This window comes from Massilia sp. Masssp93, from assembly GCF_059491295.1.
This window is the reverse complement of the sequence record NZ_CP168502.1, coordinates 6024078-6041328: the sequence shown is the minus strand read 5'-3', so window position 1 is coordinate 6041328 and position 17251 is coordinate 6024078. Positions and strand designations below refer to the sequence as shown.

Here is a 17251-nt window from a genome sequence, read left to right as displayed (position 1 = left end):
CCGGCGCGGCCGTTTCAGTCGGGCTTGTGCGTGCGCGCCTTCTCGACGGCTTCCATCCACTCGTCCCACAGGGCCGGATCGCTCGTCCGGCCGGCGCCATCGAGCCGGTAGCCGGCCAGCAGGTCGGCCAGGTCGCTGCATTCCGTCAACTCGACTTCGCGCGCGAGGAAGGCCAGCATGGCACGGTAGGCCTGCTCGACCGTCAATGTTTCGGTGGTTGTGTTCATGATCGCCTCCGTGTCGATGGCGTCAGCTTACGCCACTGCGCGCGGCGTCAGCGCATGCGCCGGTCGGGGCGGATCTTCGCGTCGACCTTTAATACGCCCGGGATCGCGCGCAGGCGGTCCAGCAGTGCGGTGAATTCCGATTCGGACATGCGCGAAAAGGCGATGATCACGTCGTCCGTCGGCGTCCCTTCTTCGTTTTGCTGGACGATGAATGTGCCGATGCGATTGGTCACCGGGCCCAGTTCCTTTTCCAGCACGTGCAGCGTGAGCCGGCCGTGTTCGGCCGACAGCACCAGCTCGCGTCGTTGCCGGGACGAGAAATAGCGTTGTTCCAGCGGCTTCATGGCGGCCAGGATGAACAGCATGATCGCCGTGCCCGCCGCGGCCGCCACATACATCCCGCCGCCCACTGCCAGGCCGACGGCCGCCACCGACCACAGGCTGGCCGCCGTCGTGAGGCCGCGCACGACGTCGCCGCGCAGCAGGATCGACCCCGCGCCAAGGAAGCCGATGCCGGACACGACCTGGGCCGCCACGCGCGACGGGTCGAGCGAAACGTGGTCGTGGGCCAGCACGTCGTTGAAGCCATAGGCCGAGACGATCATGATCAGGCAGGCACTGACGCAGACGAGCATGTGGGTTCGCAGCCCTGCCGCCCAGGACAGGCGTTCGCGTTCGAACCCGATCGCCCCGCCCAGCAGGGCCGCCAGGCACAGGCGCGCGACAACTTCGGCATCTGGCAGCATGGTGATTGTCTTGATGAGCCCAAAGGGCCATGTTAGCACCGGGCCCGGCGGGGCGGCGCACCGTCACGGCCGGCAGTGCGCGGCGACGCCTGATCCATGCGGGCCGGCGGAGGTGACGTCGGCGGGCGAATAATCGTTGCCCAGCGCCAGCGTCTGGCCGCCTTCGTAGCGCAAGCTCAATTGGTCGCCGGAATAGTCGGGCAGCGCGCGCGGGATGTAGATGGCGAAGCGGTAATCCAGGTGCCCGTAATAGCCGTGCCGGAAGACCTGGCTGGAGGGACCGCGCTGGATCTCGGCCGCGATCGCATCGGCGAGGGCCGGTGTGTCGAAGCGGCTGTTGATGTCGGCCGTATCGTCCAGCCGCAGCGTGTACGGCCGCAGCGGTCCGTAGCGGCGGTCGCCGTACTGGACGCGCATGCGGTCGACGTCGAAATAAAAGCTCGGGATGCTGGCGCCCGTGACGTCCAGGGCGCACAGCACGAACACGGCCCAGAAGCCGTGCGAATCCAGCGGTAGCAAGGCCTCCACGGGCGCGCGGTTCGGCAGCGCGACGGGGTTCGTAAAATCGATCCGGTGGACGTTGGCAACATGCTGGTAATGCAACACCACGGTGTTGCGCAGACCGGTATCGACAGTGCTGCAGCCTGCCGCCGCCAGCAGGCCCGGGATGAGGGCGTACGTGATCAGCTTGCGCATCCTTGCCTCCTTTGCCGGCGTCAAGCTTGGGCCGAACAGCGGATCGAGGTTTGCGGGAGGTCAGCGGTGCGCGCGAACCAAAAGCGGTAGGGTGGGCACCCCGTGCCCACGCGTATGTATGCAGTACGCGAACGTGGGCGGAGGGCCGCCCACCCTACGATTTCAACGATTTCTGCAGCAACGCGTGCAGCGATGCAAAATCCGGCTCGCCCAGATACCGCTTGAGAATCTTGCCATCCTTGCCGATGACAAAGGTGGTGGGCGTCATGTTGACGTCGCCGAACTGCTTGGCCAGGTCGCCGCCGGAATCGAGGGCCACCTTGAACGGCAGCTTGCGCGTCTCGGTGTAGTTCAGGACATAGTTTGGCGGATCGTAGCTCATCGCCACGGCGACGAATTCCAGGCCGTCCTTCTTGAACTTGTTGTACGTCTCGACCATCTGCGGCATTTCCTTCACGCAGGTGGCGCAGGACGTGGCCCAGAAATTGACCATCACGACCTTGCCGCGCAGGTCGTGTGAGCTGATCTTCTGGCCGTCGATGGAAATGAACGTGACGTCCGGCGCCTGCTGCTGCTGGCTGAACGTGGCGAAGCCGATGCCGGCGATCGCCAGCACGGCCGCGCCGATGGCGGCCGGCTTGATCCAGGCGCGTTTCGTGGCGCCGGTCCCGGCGTCGGCGATCGTGGAAGAGGAAGCGGTCATGGTTAGCTCATCCTGCAATGCCCATCAGGCGACGTCACGATTATAAGCCTGCGCCTTACGACGTGCCGCGGGGCTCGGGTTGTTGCTGTTGCGGCGGTTGCATCGAGCGCAGGTCTTCTTCGCTGATGTATTCGAACATTTTCACCACGCGCATGACGCCGGACACGCCCTGGGCCACGTCGGCGGCGATATTGCCTTCGCGCTGGGTCACGAGGCCCATCAGGTAGACGGTGCCGCTCTCGGTCACGACCTGGAACGAGGTGGCCGAGACGGTCTTCTTGTCCGCCAGGCTGAGCTTGACCTTGCTGGTGATGAGGGCGTCGCTGGCGCGCGACGTATAGCTCGACGGGCCGGCGATCTGCAGTTCGTTGATCACGGAGTCGACATTGGTGATGCCGCGGACCTCGTTCTCGACCGCGCGCTTCATCGCCTCGTCGCGCACTTCGCCGGTCAGCAGCACCTTGCGGTTGTAGCTGTTGACGTTGACGTGGCCGGCGTCGCCGACGATGTCGCCCATATGGGTCGCGGCTTTCAGTTCGATGCCCTTGTCCTCGGTCTGCGCGCCCAGCGTGCGGCGGTCGGCCGTCGCGACGGCGCCGCTGACGGCGGCACCGGCCACGAGCGCGACGCAGCCTTGCAGGGACGACAGCAGGGCCACGCACAGCACGGCCTTCGACAGGGGACGCAGCAGGGCGCCGGCATTAATTTGCATCTTCTTCTCCGAACAGGGCGACGTCGAGGCCGTCGCAGATACTGTGGATCGCGACCAGATGCACTTCCTGGATGCGGGCGGTGCGCGCGTGCGGCACGTTGATGTGGACGTCGGCGTCGGTCAGCATCTTCCCCAGCTGGCCGCCATCCTTGCCGGTCATGGCGACGACGCGCATTTCGCGTTCCAGCGCGGCTTCGACGGCGGCCAGCACGTTGGCCGAATTGCCGGACGTGGAAATCGCCAGCAGGATGTCGCCGGCCTGGCCGAACGCCTGCACCTGCTTGCTGAAGATTTCCTTGAAACTGTAGTCGTTGCCGACGGCCGTGATGATCGACGTGTCGGTGGTCAGCGCGATGCCCGGCAGCGGGAAGCGCTCGCGCTCGAAGCGGCCGACCAGTTCGGCGGCGAAGTGCTGGGCATCGCCGGCCGAGCCGCCGTTGCCGCAGGCGAGAACCTTGTTGCCGTTGGAAAGCGCATTGAACATCAGCTCAATCGCTTGGGAAATCGGTTGTGCGAGGAGAGCCGCCGACTTCATCTTGAGTTCGGCGCTTTCCTGGAAGTGGGCGAGGATGCGTTGAGTATTCATGGTCGAAGATTATAGTGCAGTGGCAATGCCCGGCGATCAAGGCCAGCAAAAAATGCTTACACTTCAATGGCGTTCCTTATCCATTCGATACGTTCTCCATCGATGGCGACGACATCGATGCGGCAAGGCGGCAAGCGGTCGAAACGTTGTAAATAGACCTGGGCGGCGCGGATGATGCGGCGGATCTTCGCCGGGCCGATGCTGGCCGCGGCGCTGACCTGGGCGTCGGCCGCGCGCTGGCGCACTTCGACGAACACGAGCGTGGCGCCGTCGCGCAGGATCAGGTCGATTTCTCCCGGCTTGCAGCGGAAATTCGCTTCCACCAGGACGAGACCGTGGCGCCCGAGATACGCCAGCGCCACATCTTCCCATTGCCGCCCCTGTTCCTGCGTGCGCGACAGGCGGGTCGGCCACATGTCAGCGCTCCCTGTCCACGGGCGCGAACGCGCCGTCGCGGACGACCACGGCCGTCTCGACCCGGCGCAACTGGAGCTGGCCGCCGGGGCCGGGCACGACGTCGAGCCGGCCGGTGACGCCGTCGATGCCGAACGGCGAGCCGCCGCGCAGCGCCAGCTCGCGCGCCACGCGGAAGGCGTCGATGCCGAGCGCGTACAGACGGTCCATGTCGGGCGCCTGTTCCGTATGCAGCGGGCGCGGATAGACCATCACGACCGGGTGGTCCGGCAGCACGATCCACGGCAGGTCGAGGATGCGCACACCGTCGAGGCCGGACAGGCCGGACGAGCCGGACAGGTCGTCTTGCGCCGGCCGCCCCGGATTGGCCGCGCCGCCGCCGTAGCAGGGGATCGCGGCGCCGGCCAGGGTGCGCACGGGACGCAGTCCGGCGCCGTCGAGCGCGGCGAACAGCAGGTCGGGCGGGTCGATCTCCAGTTTCTGCCTGAGTTCGTCGAGGGCGGCCTTGCCGCCTTCCCGGGACGGCACGGCGAAGCGCTGGTTCGTGTGCCCCAGCCGCGTCCAGCGCGCCTCGAACGCGCCGGCCGCCCGCTGCGCCCAGGCCGCGCCGCCCGTCAGGACCAGGGCGCGGCCATGCGGATGCTCGCGCGCGGCCCATTCCGCCACCTGGCGCGCCTCGTCCTCGACCGACAGGCCGGCCACGAGCATCAGCCGCGGCATCGCCGGCCGTCCTTCCGGCACGCTCAGCACGACGGTCGGCCGCGTGACGGCATCGCTGTCGGCCAGCGCGGCGACGGCGGCGCGCGCCAGCGGCCCGACTATGACGGCGCTGGCCACCGCCGCGCGCGCGTAGGCGTCGAGCACGTCGCGCGGCGCGTCGCCCGTCGGGACGACCTCGGCCTTGAAGCCGGTGCCGTCGCGTTCCATGCCGGCCATGAAGCCGGCGCGCACGGCCTCCGCGGCCGGTGCGAGGGTGCTGGACCGCAGCGGCAGCAGCAGCGCGATGCGGATGGGGGTGTCGGATGGCGGGGGCGGCGGGGACGGCTCGTTCGCTTGCGGTTTAGTCGGCCGCGGCTGGATGGCGGGATCGTCCAGCATGGCGAGCAAGGGGGCGTGCGCCCTTGTGTTTGTGTCCACGGACGCGCACAATCGCTGCGGCCCGGCGCACGGCGCGCCGGCCTGGGCATGGCCGCCCACGCTCATCAACACGAGCAGCCAGGCCAGCCGGGCGACCAGCGCCTCGAGAATGTTCATCCGCATCCGATTCCCCAACATGACAGAAACCCAGTCCAGCCAGATCGCCCAACTGCCCGTCATGGGCGAGGCCGCCCAGCAGTCCTATCCTAGCGCAACGCTTTACGTGGTGGCCACACCCATCGGCAACGTCACCGACATCACGCTGCGCGCACTGCACGTGCTGCTGCTGGCCGACGTCGTCGCCTGCGAGGACACGCGCAAGACGGGCGCCCTGCTGACGCGTTTCGGCCTGAACAAACAGATGATCGCCGCGCACCAGCACAATGAACGCGAGGTCGCCGAAAAACTCGTCACGCGCCTGCGCGCGGGCGAGCGCGTGGCGCTCGTGTCGGATGCCGGCACGCCGGCCGTGTCCGACCCGGGCGCGCGCATCGTCGACGCCGTGCGCGCCGCCGGCCTGAACGTCGTGCCGGTGCCCGGTTCGTCGGCCGCCGTCGCGGCGCTGTCCGCGAGCGGCCTGGTGAACGACCGCTTCTATTTTGTCGGCTTCCTGCCCGCGAAGGCGAAGCAGCGCGAAGCGGAACTGGCCGCGCTCAAGGCCGTGCCGGCGACGCTCGTGTTGTATGAGGCGCCGCATCGCATCACGGACTGTGTGGAATCCCTGGTTGCTGCCTTCGAGCCGGCGCGCCAGGTGGTCTTTGCCCGCGAACTCACGAAATTGTTCGAGGAAATCCACCGCTGCCCGCTGAGCGATGCGCTGGCGTGGGTCAAGGCCGACGCCAACCGCGAGCGCGGAGAATTCGTCGTGCTGGTCGAAGGCGCGCGGACGGACGACGACGAGGGCGACGTGGAGGCCGAGCGCGTGCTGCGCATCCTGCTGGAAGAATGTTCGGTGAAGCAGGCGGCGGCGCTGGCGGCGCAGATCACGGGGAAGAAAAAGAACGCCTTGTATGAAAGGGCGTTGCAGATCAAGGGCGAGGAATAACTCGCAACGGAAAACACCGTCGTTACCGCGAAGGCGGGAACCTGATTTACGCCAGCGTACCGCAACCTACTTGGATTCCCGCCTGCGCGGGAACGACGTTGGTTCAAGCTTCGATGTTTTGCCGTGCTGGCGCCGGCCGCTACCACTTGCACCCGCTGTCCTTCTTGTCCAGCGCCAGGAAGATCGGCGCCAGCAGGCCGCCGGGCACGCCATCCTTGCAATCCGGACGTTTCGCGCCCTTGATCGCCCGTTCGAACTTGTTTTCCGTTTGCAGCGCCGGCTTGGGCAGGCGTTCGAGCGCCGTGCCCACCTTGTCCGGATCGGGTTCGTTGGCCAGCTTCGTCGCCATGCCGCGCGCCATGCTGCGGGCGGCGTCGAGGTCGAAGTGCCGCGTCGTCGTCGCGGGCGCGGACGGCGGCGCGGGCGTAGCCGGCGCGGGCTCGACGGCATAGGTTTCCCCGGTCGACTGGCGCTGTTCCGGCGCCACGGCGATCACGGGACGGGTTTTCCTGGCGCGACGCGGCGCACGCGGCACCGGCGGCGCCTCGGCCGGCTTCACTTCGGCGGGCGGCGGCGCGGCCTGCAGGCGGATCGTCAGGCGTTCCGGCGGCGATGCAGGCAGCGTCGTCGCGGGCTGGCGGTAGACCGCGAGCAGCAGCGCGTGGGCGGCCAGCGACAGCGCGATGCCGGCCGCGATGCGGGTCGATTGCCTGCGGTCGGGAAGGGCGGGACGGAAGCCGCCGTGGTCGAAAGAGTCGAGTGCAAACGTCACGTCTTCACCTGCTGGCCTGTGAGAAAACCACGGACACCCGCGCTTTCCTTGACCGAAAGGGCACCGGGACGGTATGATGGCTGTCTTCGGAGTGTAGCGCAGCCCGGTAGCGCATCTGGTTTGGGACCAGAGGGTCCAAGGTTCGAATCCTTGTACTCCGACCAGTATATCAAGAAGGCCGACGAGAAATCGTCGGCCTTTTTCATTTCCGCCCACCAAGCGCATGCAGTGCGCAAACGTCGTGGTGGGCACGTTTCATTTGAGGCCTCCGGCCTCAAATGCCCACCCACGCGTCAATGTGCCCGTTTCGCCAGCAACGCGTTGCCGGCCCGGCTCGCGCCCTTGCGTCCCAGCTGCTGCGAGATGAACTGCCCCGCATCCACGACCAGATCCAGGTCGATACCCGTCTCGATTCCCAGGCCGTTCAGCATGTAGACCACGTCCTCGGTCGCCACATTGCCCGTCGCGCCCTTCGCGTACGGACAGCCGCCCAGGCCCGACACGGACGAGTGGAAGATCGCGACGCCCACTTCCAGGCTGGCGTAGATGTTGGCGAGCGCCTGTCCGTAGGTGTCGTGGAAGTGGCCCGAGATGCGCTCCAGCGCGAAGGCGCGCGCCGCCGTTTCCATCACGGCCTGCGTCTTGTGCGGGGTCGATACGCCGATCGTGTCGGCGATGTCGATCTCGTCGCAACCCAGGTCGCGCATGCGGCCCACGACGTCGGCGACGGCGTCCAGCGGCACGTCGCCCTGGTACGGGCAGCCGAACGCGCAACTGATGCTGCCGCGCAGGCGCAGGCCGTGCGCCTTGGCCGCCTGCGCGACGGACTCGAAGCGCGCGATGGATTCCGCGATCGAGCAGTTGATGTTCCGCTGCGAGAACGCTTCCGATGCGGAGCCGAAGATCACGACTTCGTCGGCTTTTGCCGCCAGCGCGGCCTCGAAGCCCTGCATGTTCGGCGTCAGCGCGGAATACAGCGTGCCGGGGCGGCGTGCGATGCCGGCCATGACCTCGCGGCTGGTCGCCATCTGCGGCACCCATTTCGGCGACACGAACGACGCCGCCTCGATGTTGCGGAAGCCTGCGCGCGACAGGCGGTCGACCAGTTCGATCTTGACCGCGGAGGACACCGCTTCCTTTTCATTTTGCAGCCCGTCGCGCGGGCCGACTTCGACGATCTTGACTTGTTGCGGTAGTTGGCTTTGCATGATGGATTCCTAGTAGCCGAGGGTGCGGTCGACGATGTCGTCGATGGTCTCGCCCCGTTCCAGCTTCCCGATCTTGGCGGCGATCTGGTGCACCGCTTCCGCGCGCAGGGTGAGGGCCGAGATGTGCGGCGTGATCGTGATGCGCGGCTCGTTCCAGAACGGATGCGGGGCCGGCAGCGGTTCGTTGCGGAACACGTCCAGCGTGGCGCCCGCGATGTGGCCCGAGCGGATCAGCGCCATCAGGTCCGGCTCGGCCACCTGGGCGCCGCGCGCCACGTTGATCAGGTAAGCGCCTTGCGGCAGCTGCGACAGGCGTGCGCGGTCGAGCAGGTTCGTCGTCTCGGGCGTGAGCGGCAGCATGCAGACGAGGACCTGCGTGCCGGACAGGAAGTCGTCGAGCGACGCCATGCCCGCGTAGCACGCGACGCCGGGCAGGTCGCGCTCCGAGCGGCTCCAGCCGCGCACGGGAAACCCGAGCTGGCGCATCGTGCGCAGCACGGGCATCCCGAGCCTGCCGAGGCCCAGCACGCCGACCGTGAAATCGGCCTTGCGGCGGCGCGTTTCGAGCGGGTTCCAGATGCCCTGGCGCGCCTGCTGCTCGTAGTCGTCGAAGCGGCGGAAGTAGCGCAAGGTCGCATACGCCACGTACTCCGCCATCTGCTCGGCCATGCCCGCATCGCCCAGGCGGACGATCGGGACCGGCGGCAGCGCGTCGCCGAATTTCAGCAGCGCGTCGACGCCAGCGCCCATCAGGAGGATGGCCTTCACGTGGGCAAGCTGGTCGAGCAGGCGCGGCGTCGGCGCCCACACCACGGCGTAATCGCAAGGCGACTGCGACGCCAGCGACATGTTCTCGTGCCACACGACGATGTCGGCGTGCGGCAATGCATCGGAAAAATCACGGACCCACGGCTCGATGACGCCGTCGCCCCGGTACAGCAGTATCCGCATAGTCGTCTCCTGATATTTTTTATGGATTGCGTTTGCTGTCTCGTTGGTTGTTTGATGCCGCGGGTTCGGTGACGTGGGGTGGGCGGAGGGCCGCCCACCCTACGACATCACGCCGGGCCGGCACCCCATCCCCACCACCGCCACGACGTAGATACCGTCTTGTGCGTCAAGCTTCACATGGCGTAATTCGGGTCATATGGCCTGCCTGAGTGCACAACACCAAAGCACAGGTGGGCCAGCTTGCGCATGCAGGCACCGATGACGGCCATCTTGGTCTTGCCTTTGGCGAGCAAACGGTCGCTGAAGGATTTGATGTGAGGGTTCCAGCGGCGGGCCACCACGGCTGGCATGTAAAGCAGCTTGCGCAGGTGCGATGGGCCAGCCTTGGATAGGCGAGGACGTTTATGCACCGACGAACCTGAGTCCCACTGTACCGGCACCAGGCCAAGATAAGCGGCCAGTTGCTCGGCAGTGTCGAAGGTTTTAGCGGCAAACAGCGCGGTCAGGTTACTCGAGACACGCTCGCCCACGCCAGGAATCGTCTCCAGCAGATCCTGCTTGTTGCGCAAATCAGGATCGTTGTCGATATGCTCTTCGATCATCTGTTCCAGACGCTTGAGCTCAGCCTGCAAAAATATGAGCGACTGCATGATCGACTGCTTGACCTCGTCCGGTGATACACCGAAATCGATGGCCTCCTGACGGTTTTGTTCGCGCTGCAAATCATCGGCAATAGCGTCACGGCGCGTCAGCAGGGCTTTCAGGTGACGCGCAGATTTCGACGGCGGTTGCCAAGCTACGGGTTTCAATGTCTCGCCGTAGCGCGCCAGTACGGTACTGTCGGCTTTATCGGTCTTGTTCTTGACGCCCAGTCCTTGGGCAAACTGCCGCAGCTGGGCCGGATTAGCCAGTGACAGTTTCAAGCCCGCATCGGTCAGCGCCAGCGCGGCCGGTTCGTGATACACACCGGTCGGCTCCATGATCACATGCGCATCAGGCGCTTTGTTTGTGGCCAGCCATTCAATCAGTTCTTCGAATCCAGCCTTTGTGTTGGATAACGATTTGGACTTCAACTTGCCGTTCTTAGTATCGAGCAGCATGCAGTCCAGTTTTTTCTTCGAAACGTCTACGCCAAGATAAAACATTTGATCTTCCTTGTGTTCTTGATTTTCCCTATCCACTCCACACTCGCCTTGTACATGCAGGGTCAGAGCCCTCGGATACCGTCCAGTGTTCAGTCATGGGGTGGGGAGAGGTGAAGGGCCTAATCTACTCCACAAGGTCAACGCCTTCAGGGTGGGCACAAGCTGGTCTTCACCTCAGTTAGTGGTAGCTAATCACCAACACGCTCAAGATACAAGGGTGGGCACCCCGTGCCCACGCGTGCCCGCCATTACGCCGCGGCCTTGAACGCCAGCAGCGGCGCCCCATCCGCGACCTGATCGCCGACCTGGTACAAGACTTCCTCGACCAGGCCGTCGCTCGGCGCGGCAATCGTGTGTTCCATCTTCATCGCTTCCATGATCACGAGCGGCTCGCCCTTCCTGACGTGCTGTCCGCTCGCCGCGATCACCGCCACCACCTTGCCCGGCATCGGCGCCGTCAGGCGGCCGTCCGCCGTTTCGTGCTCGCCCGCATGCGCGAGCGGGTCGTTCCAGGCAAGCACGTGGTGCAGGCCGCCCGTGAAGACGTGCAGCGCCTCGCCGTCGCGCCGCACCGTGCCCTGGATCGCCTGGCCGTCCAGGCGGATGGCGTAGTGGCCGTCGTGCCGCGCCACGAGCGCCAGCGGGTGCGGCTTGCCGTCCGCGTCGAGCGTCCAACCGTGCGGATGATAGGTCATGTCGATTGCATAGACCTTGGCCTGGGTCGTGGCCGCGTACTCGTCGCCGAACGCCAGGCGGCGCCGATACGTGCCGTTCATGCGCCAGCCGTGCGTGCCGGTCCACGGGTCGGCCGGGTTGGCGCTCGCCGGCGTTTCCGCGGAGACGAGGGCGACGGCCGCCAGCGCCAGCGCGGCCAGCGGCGCCGGGCCCGCCGGCGGGAACAGGGTCGCGGTGTTCCGCTCGATCAGGCCCGTGTCCAGGTCCGCGTGCGCAAAGGCATCGCCCTCGACGAGGCGTTTCAGGAACGCGATATTGGTCGCGAGGCCGACGATGTGGAATTCGGACAGCGCCTGCGCCATGCGCGCCAGCGCCTGCGCGCGGTCCGCGCCCCACACGATCAGCTTGGCGATCATCGGATCGTAGAACGGCGAAATCGCATCGCCCGCGCGCACGCCGGAATCGATGCGCACGCCGGCAGGAATGCCACCAACGCCGCCCAGTTCGAACGCGACGTGGCTCGGGGTGTCGATGCAGCGCAGGGTGCCGATCGACGGCAGGAAACCCTTCTCCGGATTCTCCGCATAGACGCGCGCTTCGATGGCGTGGCCGTGGATCGCGAGTTCGTGCTGCTGCTTCGGCAGCGGCTGGCCGGCCGCCACGCGCAGCTGCCACTCGACGAGGTCCGTGCCCGTGATCATCTCGGTGACCGGGTGTTCCACCTGCAGCCGGGTATTCATCTCCATGAAGTAGAACGTGCCGTCCTGGTTGGCGATGAATTCGACCGTGCCCGCGCCGACATAGCCGACGGCGCGCGCGGCCGCCACGGCCGCCTCGCCCATCGCGGCGCGGCGATCGGGCGGCATGCCCGGCGCCGGTGCTTCTTCCAGCACCTTTTGATGGCGGCGCTGCACGGAGCAGTCGCGCTCGTGCAGGTAGACGCAGTTGCCGAGCGAATCCGCGAACACCTGGATCTCGATGTGGCGCGGCCGCGTGAGGTATTTTTCGACGAGCACCTTGTCGTCGCCGAACGACGACATGGCTTCGCGCTTGCACGACGCGAGCGCGGCCTGGAAGTCCTCGGAGCGCTCGACGACGCGCATGCCCTTGCCGCCGCCGCCGGCGCTGGCCTTCAACAGCACCGGATAGCCGATGCGGTTCGCTTCCGCCTGCAGCAGCTCGGGGTCCTGCGCATCGCCGTGGTAGCCCGGCACGAGCGGCACGCCGGCGCCTTCCATCAGCTGCTTGGCGGCGGACTTCGATCCCATCGCGCGCATCGACGATCCCGGCGGGCCGATGAACACGAGACCCGCGGCCGCGCAGGCCTCCGCGAATTCCGCGTTCTCGGACAGGAAGCCGTAGCCCGGGTGGATCGCCTGCGCGCCGGTGGCTTTCGCCGCGGCGATGATCTTGTCGCCGCGCAGATAGCTGTCCTTGGCGGCGGCGGGGCCGAGCAGGATCGCTTCATCGCAGACCGCCACGTGCTTGGCGCCGGCGTCGGCTTCCGAATAGACGGCAACGGTCTTGACGCCCAGGCGGCGCGCGGTGGCGGCGACCCGGCAGGCGATTTCGCCACGGTTGGCGATGAGGATCTTGGTGAACATGGGTGTCTCGTCTGTTTTAGGTTTTGTGAACGTTAGCTTCAATCCGTCGTCCCCGCGGAGGCGGGGATCCAATTTTGCTGGCTGGTCGGCTGCTCTTTACTTGGGCCCCTGCCTGCGCGGGGGCGACGTTGTTGTGCGGTGACGATGTTGGTTGAGCGGCGTAGGGTGGGCACCCCGTGCCCACGCGTGACGTATGCGGTCCGTTTATCTCAGCAGCCGCAGCTTTCCTTCTGCACCGACTCCAGCATGGCCGAGCGGGTTTTCAGACCCAGCTTTTCCAGCAGCTTGCGGTCGTCGTCCGCTTCCGGGTTGTCGGTGGTGAGCAGCTTGTCGCCGTAGAAGATCGAGTTGGCGCCGGCCATGAAGCACATCGCCTGCACGGCCTCGCCCAGCTCGCGGCGGCCGGCCGACAGGCGCACGCGCGCCTTCGGCATCGTGATGCGGGCGACGGCGATCGTGCGCACGAATTCGATCGGGTCCAGCGGCGGCAGGCCGTGCATCGGCGTGCCCTCGACCTGCACGAGATGGTTGATGGGCACCGATTCCGGATACGGATTCATGTTCGCCAGCTGGGCGATCAGGCCCGCGCGCTGCGCCCGCGTCTCGCCCATGCCGACGATGCCGCCGCAGCAGATTTTCAGGCCGGCCGTGCGCACGCGGCCCAGCGTGTCCAGGCGGTCGCGGTATTCGCGCGTGGAGATCACGTCGCCGTAGAAATCGGGCGAGGTGTCGATGTTGTGGTTGTAGTAGTCCAGGCCCGCCTGCTTCAGTTGCTCGGCCTGGCCTTCTTCCAGCATGCCGAGGGTGGCGCACGTTTCCATGCCCAGCGCCTTCACGCCGCGCACCATGGCTTCCACTTTTTCCATGTCGCGCTCTTTCGGGCTGCGCCAGGCGGCGCCCATGCAGAAGCGCGTCGCGCCCTTGGCCTTCGCTTCGCGCGCGGCGTCCAGCACCGTGTCGAGGTCGAGGATTTTCTTGGCCTCGACGCCCGTGTCGTAGCGCGCCGCCTGCGGGCAGTAGCCGCAGTCTTCCTCGCAGCCGCCGGTCTTGATCGACAGGAGGGTCGCGAGTTCGACGTCGCCGTCGGGGAAGTTGGCGCGCTGCGCCTGCTGTGCGCTGAACATCAGTTCCGGCAGCGGCAGCTCGAACAGCGCCAGCACGTCGGCCAGCGGCCACGTGGCGTCTTGCGGCAGGGAGGCCGGCGTGACCGGCGGGTGAAGGGTGACGACTTGGGTCATTTCGGATTCCTTGTTTTGGTGAGGCGTGTTTTCGCTTTAATTCTTCACGGCCGGCCATCCCGGCAGGCCAGCGAGGTCGATGTGGGCGGCGGCAACGGCGGCCGACGGTTCGGCCAGACGGGGCACGCGGCCGAGCAGCGGCGCGGGCAGGCGACGTTCGAGCTCCGCGACGTTTTCGTCGGCGAAGCGCATGTCCGGGTCGACCTGGTTGGCGACCCAGCCCGCCAGCACGAGGCCGCGCGCGACGACGGCCTCCGCAGTGAGCAGTGCGTGATTGATGCAGCCCAGGCGCATGCCGACGACGAGGACGACGGGCAGGCCGAATTGTACGGCGAGATCGGCGCTGTCGAAATCGTCGGAGAACGGTACGCAGAAACCGCCCACGCCTTCGACGACGGTCGCGTCGGAGGCGCCGAGGATCTCGGCATACGCCGTCAGGATCGGCACCGGTTCGATGGTCACGCCTTCCAGCGCGGCCGCGATGTGCGGAGCGCACGGTTCGCGCAGCATGTACGGCGTCGTGATCCGCTGTGGCAGCTGCACGTTGCCGGCCGCGCGCAGCATGGCCGCGTCGTCGTTGTGCAGCTCGCCGTCGCGTTCCTCGGCGCCGGCCGCGATGGGCTTCATGCCGCAGGCGCGCACGCCCTGCCGTACGAGTTTATGGAGAATGGCGCTGGAGATCAGCGTCTTGCCGATCTCGGTGTCCGTACCCGTCACGAAGCAGGCGAAGCGGGTCGGTACGCCTTCCGCGGCGAGCGGTGCGGGGACGGCGACGGGAGCAGCATGCACGGCCGGCGCGGGTATCGCCGTGCCGATGGATGCGTCGCCGGGTTGTTCGGGATCGTTCAGGCTCATGCCCACGTCCTTTCGAGCTGGTTGAGCGCAGCCGTCAGCTGCGCGACGTCTTGTTCGGTATGCGCGGCGGACAAGGTCACGCGCAGGCGCGCCGTGCCCACCGCCACGGTCGGCGGCCGGATCGCCGGCACCCACAGGCCCTGCCCGTGCAGGCGCGCCGCCGCCGCCATCGCCTCGTCGTTGGCGCCGATGATGATGGGCTGGATCGCGGTCGTCGACGCCGGGCGCTGCCAGCGCTCCAGGCGCAGGCCGTCGTCCAGTTGCGCGATCAGCGCGCGCAGATGGGCGCGGCGCTGCTCGCCCTCGTCGCTTTCGATGATGTCCACGCTCGCCAGCAGCGCATGCGCGAGCGCGGGCGCGGCGGCCGTCGTGTAGATGTAGGGCCGCGCGCGCTGGATCATCAGTTCGATCACGTCCTCGTGCGCGGCGATGAACGCGCCGCCCACGCCGGCCGCCTTGCCCAGCGTGCCGATGTAGACCATGTTCGGTGAGCGCAGACCGAAATGTTCGAGCGCGCCGCGTCCCCGTTGTCCCAGCACGCCGAAGCCGTGCGCATCGTCGACGACGAGCCAGGCGCCATGCCGTTCGCACAGCGCGAGCAGGGCGGGCAGCGGGGCGAGGTCGCCGTCCATGCTGAACACGCTGTCCGTGGCGACGATTTTTACCGGCGCGGCGCTCGCGGCCAGCTGCGCGTCCAGCGCGGCCACGTCCCCGTGCGGGTACACGGTCACGCCCGCGCGCGCGAGGCGGGCGCCGTCGATCAGGGATGCGTGGTTCAGCGCTTCCGAAAAGATCATCGCATCCGGTGCGCTGCCCAGCCCCGTCAGCACGGCGAGGTTCGCCATGTAGCCGGTGCAGAAATACAGCGCGCGGGCGGATTCGAGATGCGGCGCTTCGAACGCGGCGAGTCTCTCTTCCAGTTGCGCGTGGGCGCGGCTGTGGCCCGACACGAGGTGCGACGCGCCGCTGCCGGCGCCGTACAACGCGGCGCCTTCCCGCAGCGCTTCCACGACGCGCGGATGCGCCGCCAGGCCCAGGTAGTCGTTGCTGCAGAACGCGAGCAGGTCGCGGCCGTCGACGACCTGGCGCGGCGCGCAGGGCGTGTCCGCCGTGCGCCGCTGCCGGGTCAGGCTGCGGCTTTCCAGTTCGTCCAGCTGGGCGCGGACCTTGTCGATCAAATCCATGTTCACTCCGCGATCACCGTCTCGAACACCTTGCGCGTGCGCGCGGCCAGGCCCACGAGCTCTTCCTCGTCCAGCACGTACGGCGGCATCAGGTACACGGTGCGGCCGATGGGGCGCAGCAGCAGTTCGTTTTCCACCGCGCTGGTAAAGAAGCGCCGTGCGAACGTCGACGCGCGCGCAGCATCCGGTTCGACCGCGTCGAACGCGAGGATCATGCCGCGCTGGCGGAAGTTCGTCACGCGCGGGTGGTCCAGCAGCGGCGCCAGTTCCGTCATCAGGCGCGTGGCGGTCTCGCGATTCTTGTTCAGCACATCGTCTTCCCGGAAGATCTGCAAGGTGGCGAGCGCCGCGCGGCAGGCCAGCGCATTGCCCGTGTACGAGTGCGAGTGCAGGAAGCCGCGCGTGATGTCTTCGCTGTAGAACGCCTCGTAGACCTTGTCGGTGGTGAGCACCAGCGACAGCGGCAGGTAGCCGCCGCTGATGCCCTTCGACAGGCACATGAAGTCGGGCCAGATGGCAGCCTGCTCGCAGGCGAAGAACGTCCCGGTGCGCCCGCACCCGACCGCGATCTCGTCGGCGATCAGGTGCACGTGGTACTTGTCGCACAGCTCGCGCAGGCGCTGCAGGTACAGCGGGTCGTGCATCGCCATGCCCGTCGCGCACTGCACCAGCGGCTCGACGATGATGGCGGCGATCTTGTCGCCGCGTTCCGCGAACAGCGTCTCGACATCTTGCGCGGCGCGCAGCGCGACGTCCTGCGCGGACTCGCCGTCGACGGCGTTGCGCGCATCCGGCGACGTGACGGTGCGCGCGGCGCGCAGCAGCGGGCCGTAGGCATCCTTGAACAGCGCGACGTCGGTGACGCCCAGGGCGCCGACGGTCTCGCCGTGGTAGGAACCCTGCAGGCAGACGAATTCCTGCTTGTCCGCGAAGCCGGCGTTGCGCCAGTAATGGAAACTCATTTTCAGCGCGATCTCGACGGCCGAGGCGCCGTCGGATGCATAGAACGCATGGCCCAGCTGCTGGCCTGTCAGGGCGGCGAGCTGCTCGGACAACTCGATCACCGGTTCATGCGTAAAACCGGCGAGCATCGCGTGTTCTAGCTTGTCCAGCTGGTCCTTCAATGCCGCGTTGATGCGCGGGTTGGCGTGGCCGAACAGATTCACCCACCACGAACTGATGCCGTCCAGGTAGCGCCGGCCTTCATGGTCGTACAACCACGGCCCCTTGGCGTGGCTGACGGCGATCAGCGGCACCTCTTCGTGGTGCTGCATTTGCGTGCATGGATGCCAGACGCTGCGCAGGCTGCGCGCGATCCAGTCGTTGGAGGTGGTCTGCTTCAACATTCAATTC

The 17251-nt window shown here is 67.1% G+C and carries 18 protein-coding genes and 1 tRNA gene; 2 read left to right on the top strand and 17 right to left on the bottom strand.

The annotated features are described in order from the left end of the window. Positions 1 to 14: 14 nt before the first annotated feature. The 8 genes from ACEN9Q_RS25215 to ACEN9Q_RS25180 form a co-directional block, all read right to left on the bottom strand. Entirely contained in the window at positions 15 to 227 is a 213-nt protein-coding gene (locus ACEN9Q_RS25215) for a hypothetical protein (protein WP_056437115.1), read from the bottom strand. 47 nt (positions 228 to 274) lie between these two features. Continuing rightward, complete coding sequence (locus ACEN9Q_RS25210; protein WP_056437112.1) at positions 275 to 973, bottom strand: MgtC/SapB family protein; 699 nt, start codon at positions 971 to 973, stop codon at positions 275 to 277. A 63-nt stretch (positions 974 to 1036) separates the two neighbouring features. Further along, positions 1037 to 1669, bottom strand: coding sequence for a hypothetical protein (locus ACEN9Q_RS25205; protein WP_056437110.1), 633 nt, complete (start codon positions 1667 to 1669; stop codon positions 1037 to 1039). A gap of 154 nt (positions 1670 to 1823) precedes the next feature. After that, complete coding sequence (locus tag ACEN9Q_RS25200; protein ID WP_056437106.1) at positions 1824 to 2372, bottom strand: peroxiredoxin family protein; 549 nt, start codon at positions 2370 to 2372, stop codon at positions 1824 to 1826. A gap of 55 nt (positions 2373 to 2427) precedes the next feature. Beyond that, entirely contained in the window at positions 2428 to 3084 is a 657-nt protein-coding gene (locus ACEN9Q_RS25195; protein ID WP_495626427.1) for a BON domain-containing protein, read from the bottom strand. Next, positions 3074 to 3670, bottom strand: coding sequence for a phosphoheptose isomerase (locus tag ACEN9Q_RS25190; protein ID WP_056437099.1), 597 nt, complete (start codon positions 3668 to 3670; stop codon positions 3074 to 3076). Before ACEN9Q_RS25190 ends, ACEN9Q_RS25195 begins: the two co-directional genes overlap by 11 nt. Positions 3671 to 3726: 56 nt before the next feature. After that, positions 3727 to 4086, bottom strand: a complete 360-nt coding sequence (locus ACEN9Q_RS25185; RefSeq protein WP_495626426.1) for a YraN family protein — start codon at positions 4084 to 4086, stop codon at positions 3727 to 3729. Between the two features lies 1 nt (position 4087). Further along, complete coding sequence (locus ACEN9Q_RS25180; RefSeq protein WP_495626425.1) at positions 4088 to 5338, bottom strand: penicillin-binding protein activator; 1251 nt, start codon at positions 5336 to 5338, stop codon at positions 4088 to 4090. A 19-nt stretch (positions 5339 to 5357) separates the two neighbouring features. On the opposite strand from ACEN9Q_RS25180, the gene rsmI reads away from it, so the two are divergent. After that, positions 5358 to 6266, top strand: coding sequence for a 16S rRNA (cytidine(1402)-2'-O)-methyltransferase (gene rsmI / locus ACEN9Q_RS25175; RefSeq protein WP_495626424.1), 909 nt, complete (start codon positions 5358 to 5360; stop codon positions 6264 to 6266). 139 nt (positions 6267 to 6405) lie between these two features. On the opposite strand, the gene ACEN9Q_RS25170 is transcribed toward rsmI, so the two are convergent. Then, complete coding sequence (locus tag ACEN9Q_RS25170) at positions 6406 to 7038, bottom strand: hypothetical protein (RefSeq protein ID WP_495626423.1); 633 nt, start codon at positions 7036 to 7038, stop codon at positions 6406 to 6408. A gap of 87 nt (positions 7039 to 7125) precedes the next feature. Between ACEN9Q_RS25170 and ACEN9Q_RS25165 the strand changes: the two genes are divergently transcribed. Beyond that, positions 7126 to 7202: transfer RNA gene (locus ACEN9Q_RS25165), tRNA-Pro, on the top strand. A gap of 129 nt (positions 7203 to 7331) precedes the next feature. On the opposite strand, the gene ACEN9Q_RS25160 is transcribed toward ACEN9Q_RS25165, so the two are convergent. The 8 genes from ACEN9Q_RS25160 to bioA all read right to left on the bottom strand — a co-directional run bounded on the left by ACEN9Q_RS25160 (position 7332) and on the right by bioA (position 17244). Then, the gene (locus ACEN9Q_RS25160; protein ID WP_056437088.1) at positions 7332 to 8246 is read right to left on the bottom strand and encodes a hydroxymethylglutaryl-CoA lyase; all 915 of its coding nucleotides are present in this window, start codon (positions 8244 to 8246) and stop codon (positions 7332 to 7334) included. A gap of 9 nt (positions 8247 to 8255) precedes the next feature. Next, positions 8256 to 9197 carry a 2-hydroxyacid dehydrogenase gene (locus ACEN9Q_RS25155; protein WP_056437085.1) on the bottom strand — a complete coding sequence of 314 codons (942 nt, stop codon included), beginning with the start codon at positions 9195 to 9197 and terminating at the stop codon, positions 8256 to 8258. 173 nt (positions 9198 to 9370) lie between these two features. Next, positions 9371 to 10342: an IS110 family RNA-guided transposase gene (locus ACEN9Q_RS25150; protein ID WP_495626422.1), complete on the bottom strand. Its 972-nt coding sequence runs from the start codon at positions 10340 to 10342 to the stop codon at positions 9371 to 9373. Between the two features lie 248 nt (positions 10343 to 10590). Continuing rightward, the gene (locus tag ACEN9Q_RS25145) at positions 10591 to 12621 is read right to left on the bottom strand and encodes an acetyl/propionyl/methylcrotonyl-CoA carboxylase subunit alpha (protein WP_495626421.1); all 2031 of its coding nucleotides are present in this window, start codon (positions 12619 to 12621) and stop codon (positions 10591 to 10593) included. 209 nt (positions 12622 to 12830) lie between these two features. Beyond that, a complete protein-coding gene (bioB, locus tag ACEN9Q_RS25140; RefSeq protein ID WP_495626420.1) occupies positions 12831 to 13859 on the bottom strand; it encodes a biotin synthase BioB in 1029 nt (342 codons plus the stop codon). Positions 13860 to 13895: 36 nt separating this feature from the next. Continuing rightward, positions 13896 to 14714: a dethiobiotin synthase gene (gene bioD, locus ACEN9Q_RS25135; protein ID WP_056437070.1), complete on the bottom strand. Its 819-nt coding sequence runs from the start codon at positions 14712 to 14714 to the stop codon at positions 13896 to 13898. Then, the gene (gene bioF, locus ACEN9Q_RS25130; protein ID WP_495626419.1) at positions 14711 to 15898 is read right to left on the bottom strand and encodes an 8-amino-7-oxononanoate synthase; all 1188 of its coding nucleotides are present in this window, start codon (positions 15896 to 15898) and stop codon (positions 14711 to 14713) included. Before bioF ends, bioD begins: the two co-directional genes overlap by 4 nt. Positions 15899 to 15900: 2 nt before the next feature. Then, complete coding sequence (gene bioA, locus ACEN9Q_RS25125; protein WP_495626418.1) at positions 15901 to 17244, bottom strand: adenosylmethionine--8-amino-7-oxononanoate transaminase; 1344 nt, start codon at positions 17242 to 17244, stop codon at positions 15901 to 15903. Positions 17245 to 17251 lie beyond the last annotated feature (7 nt).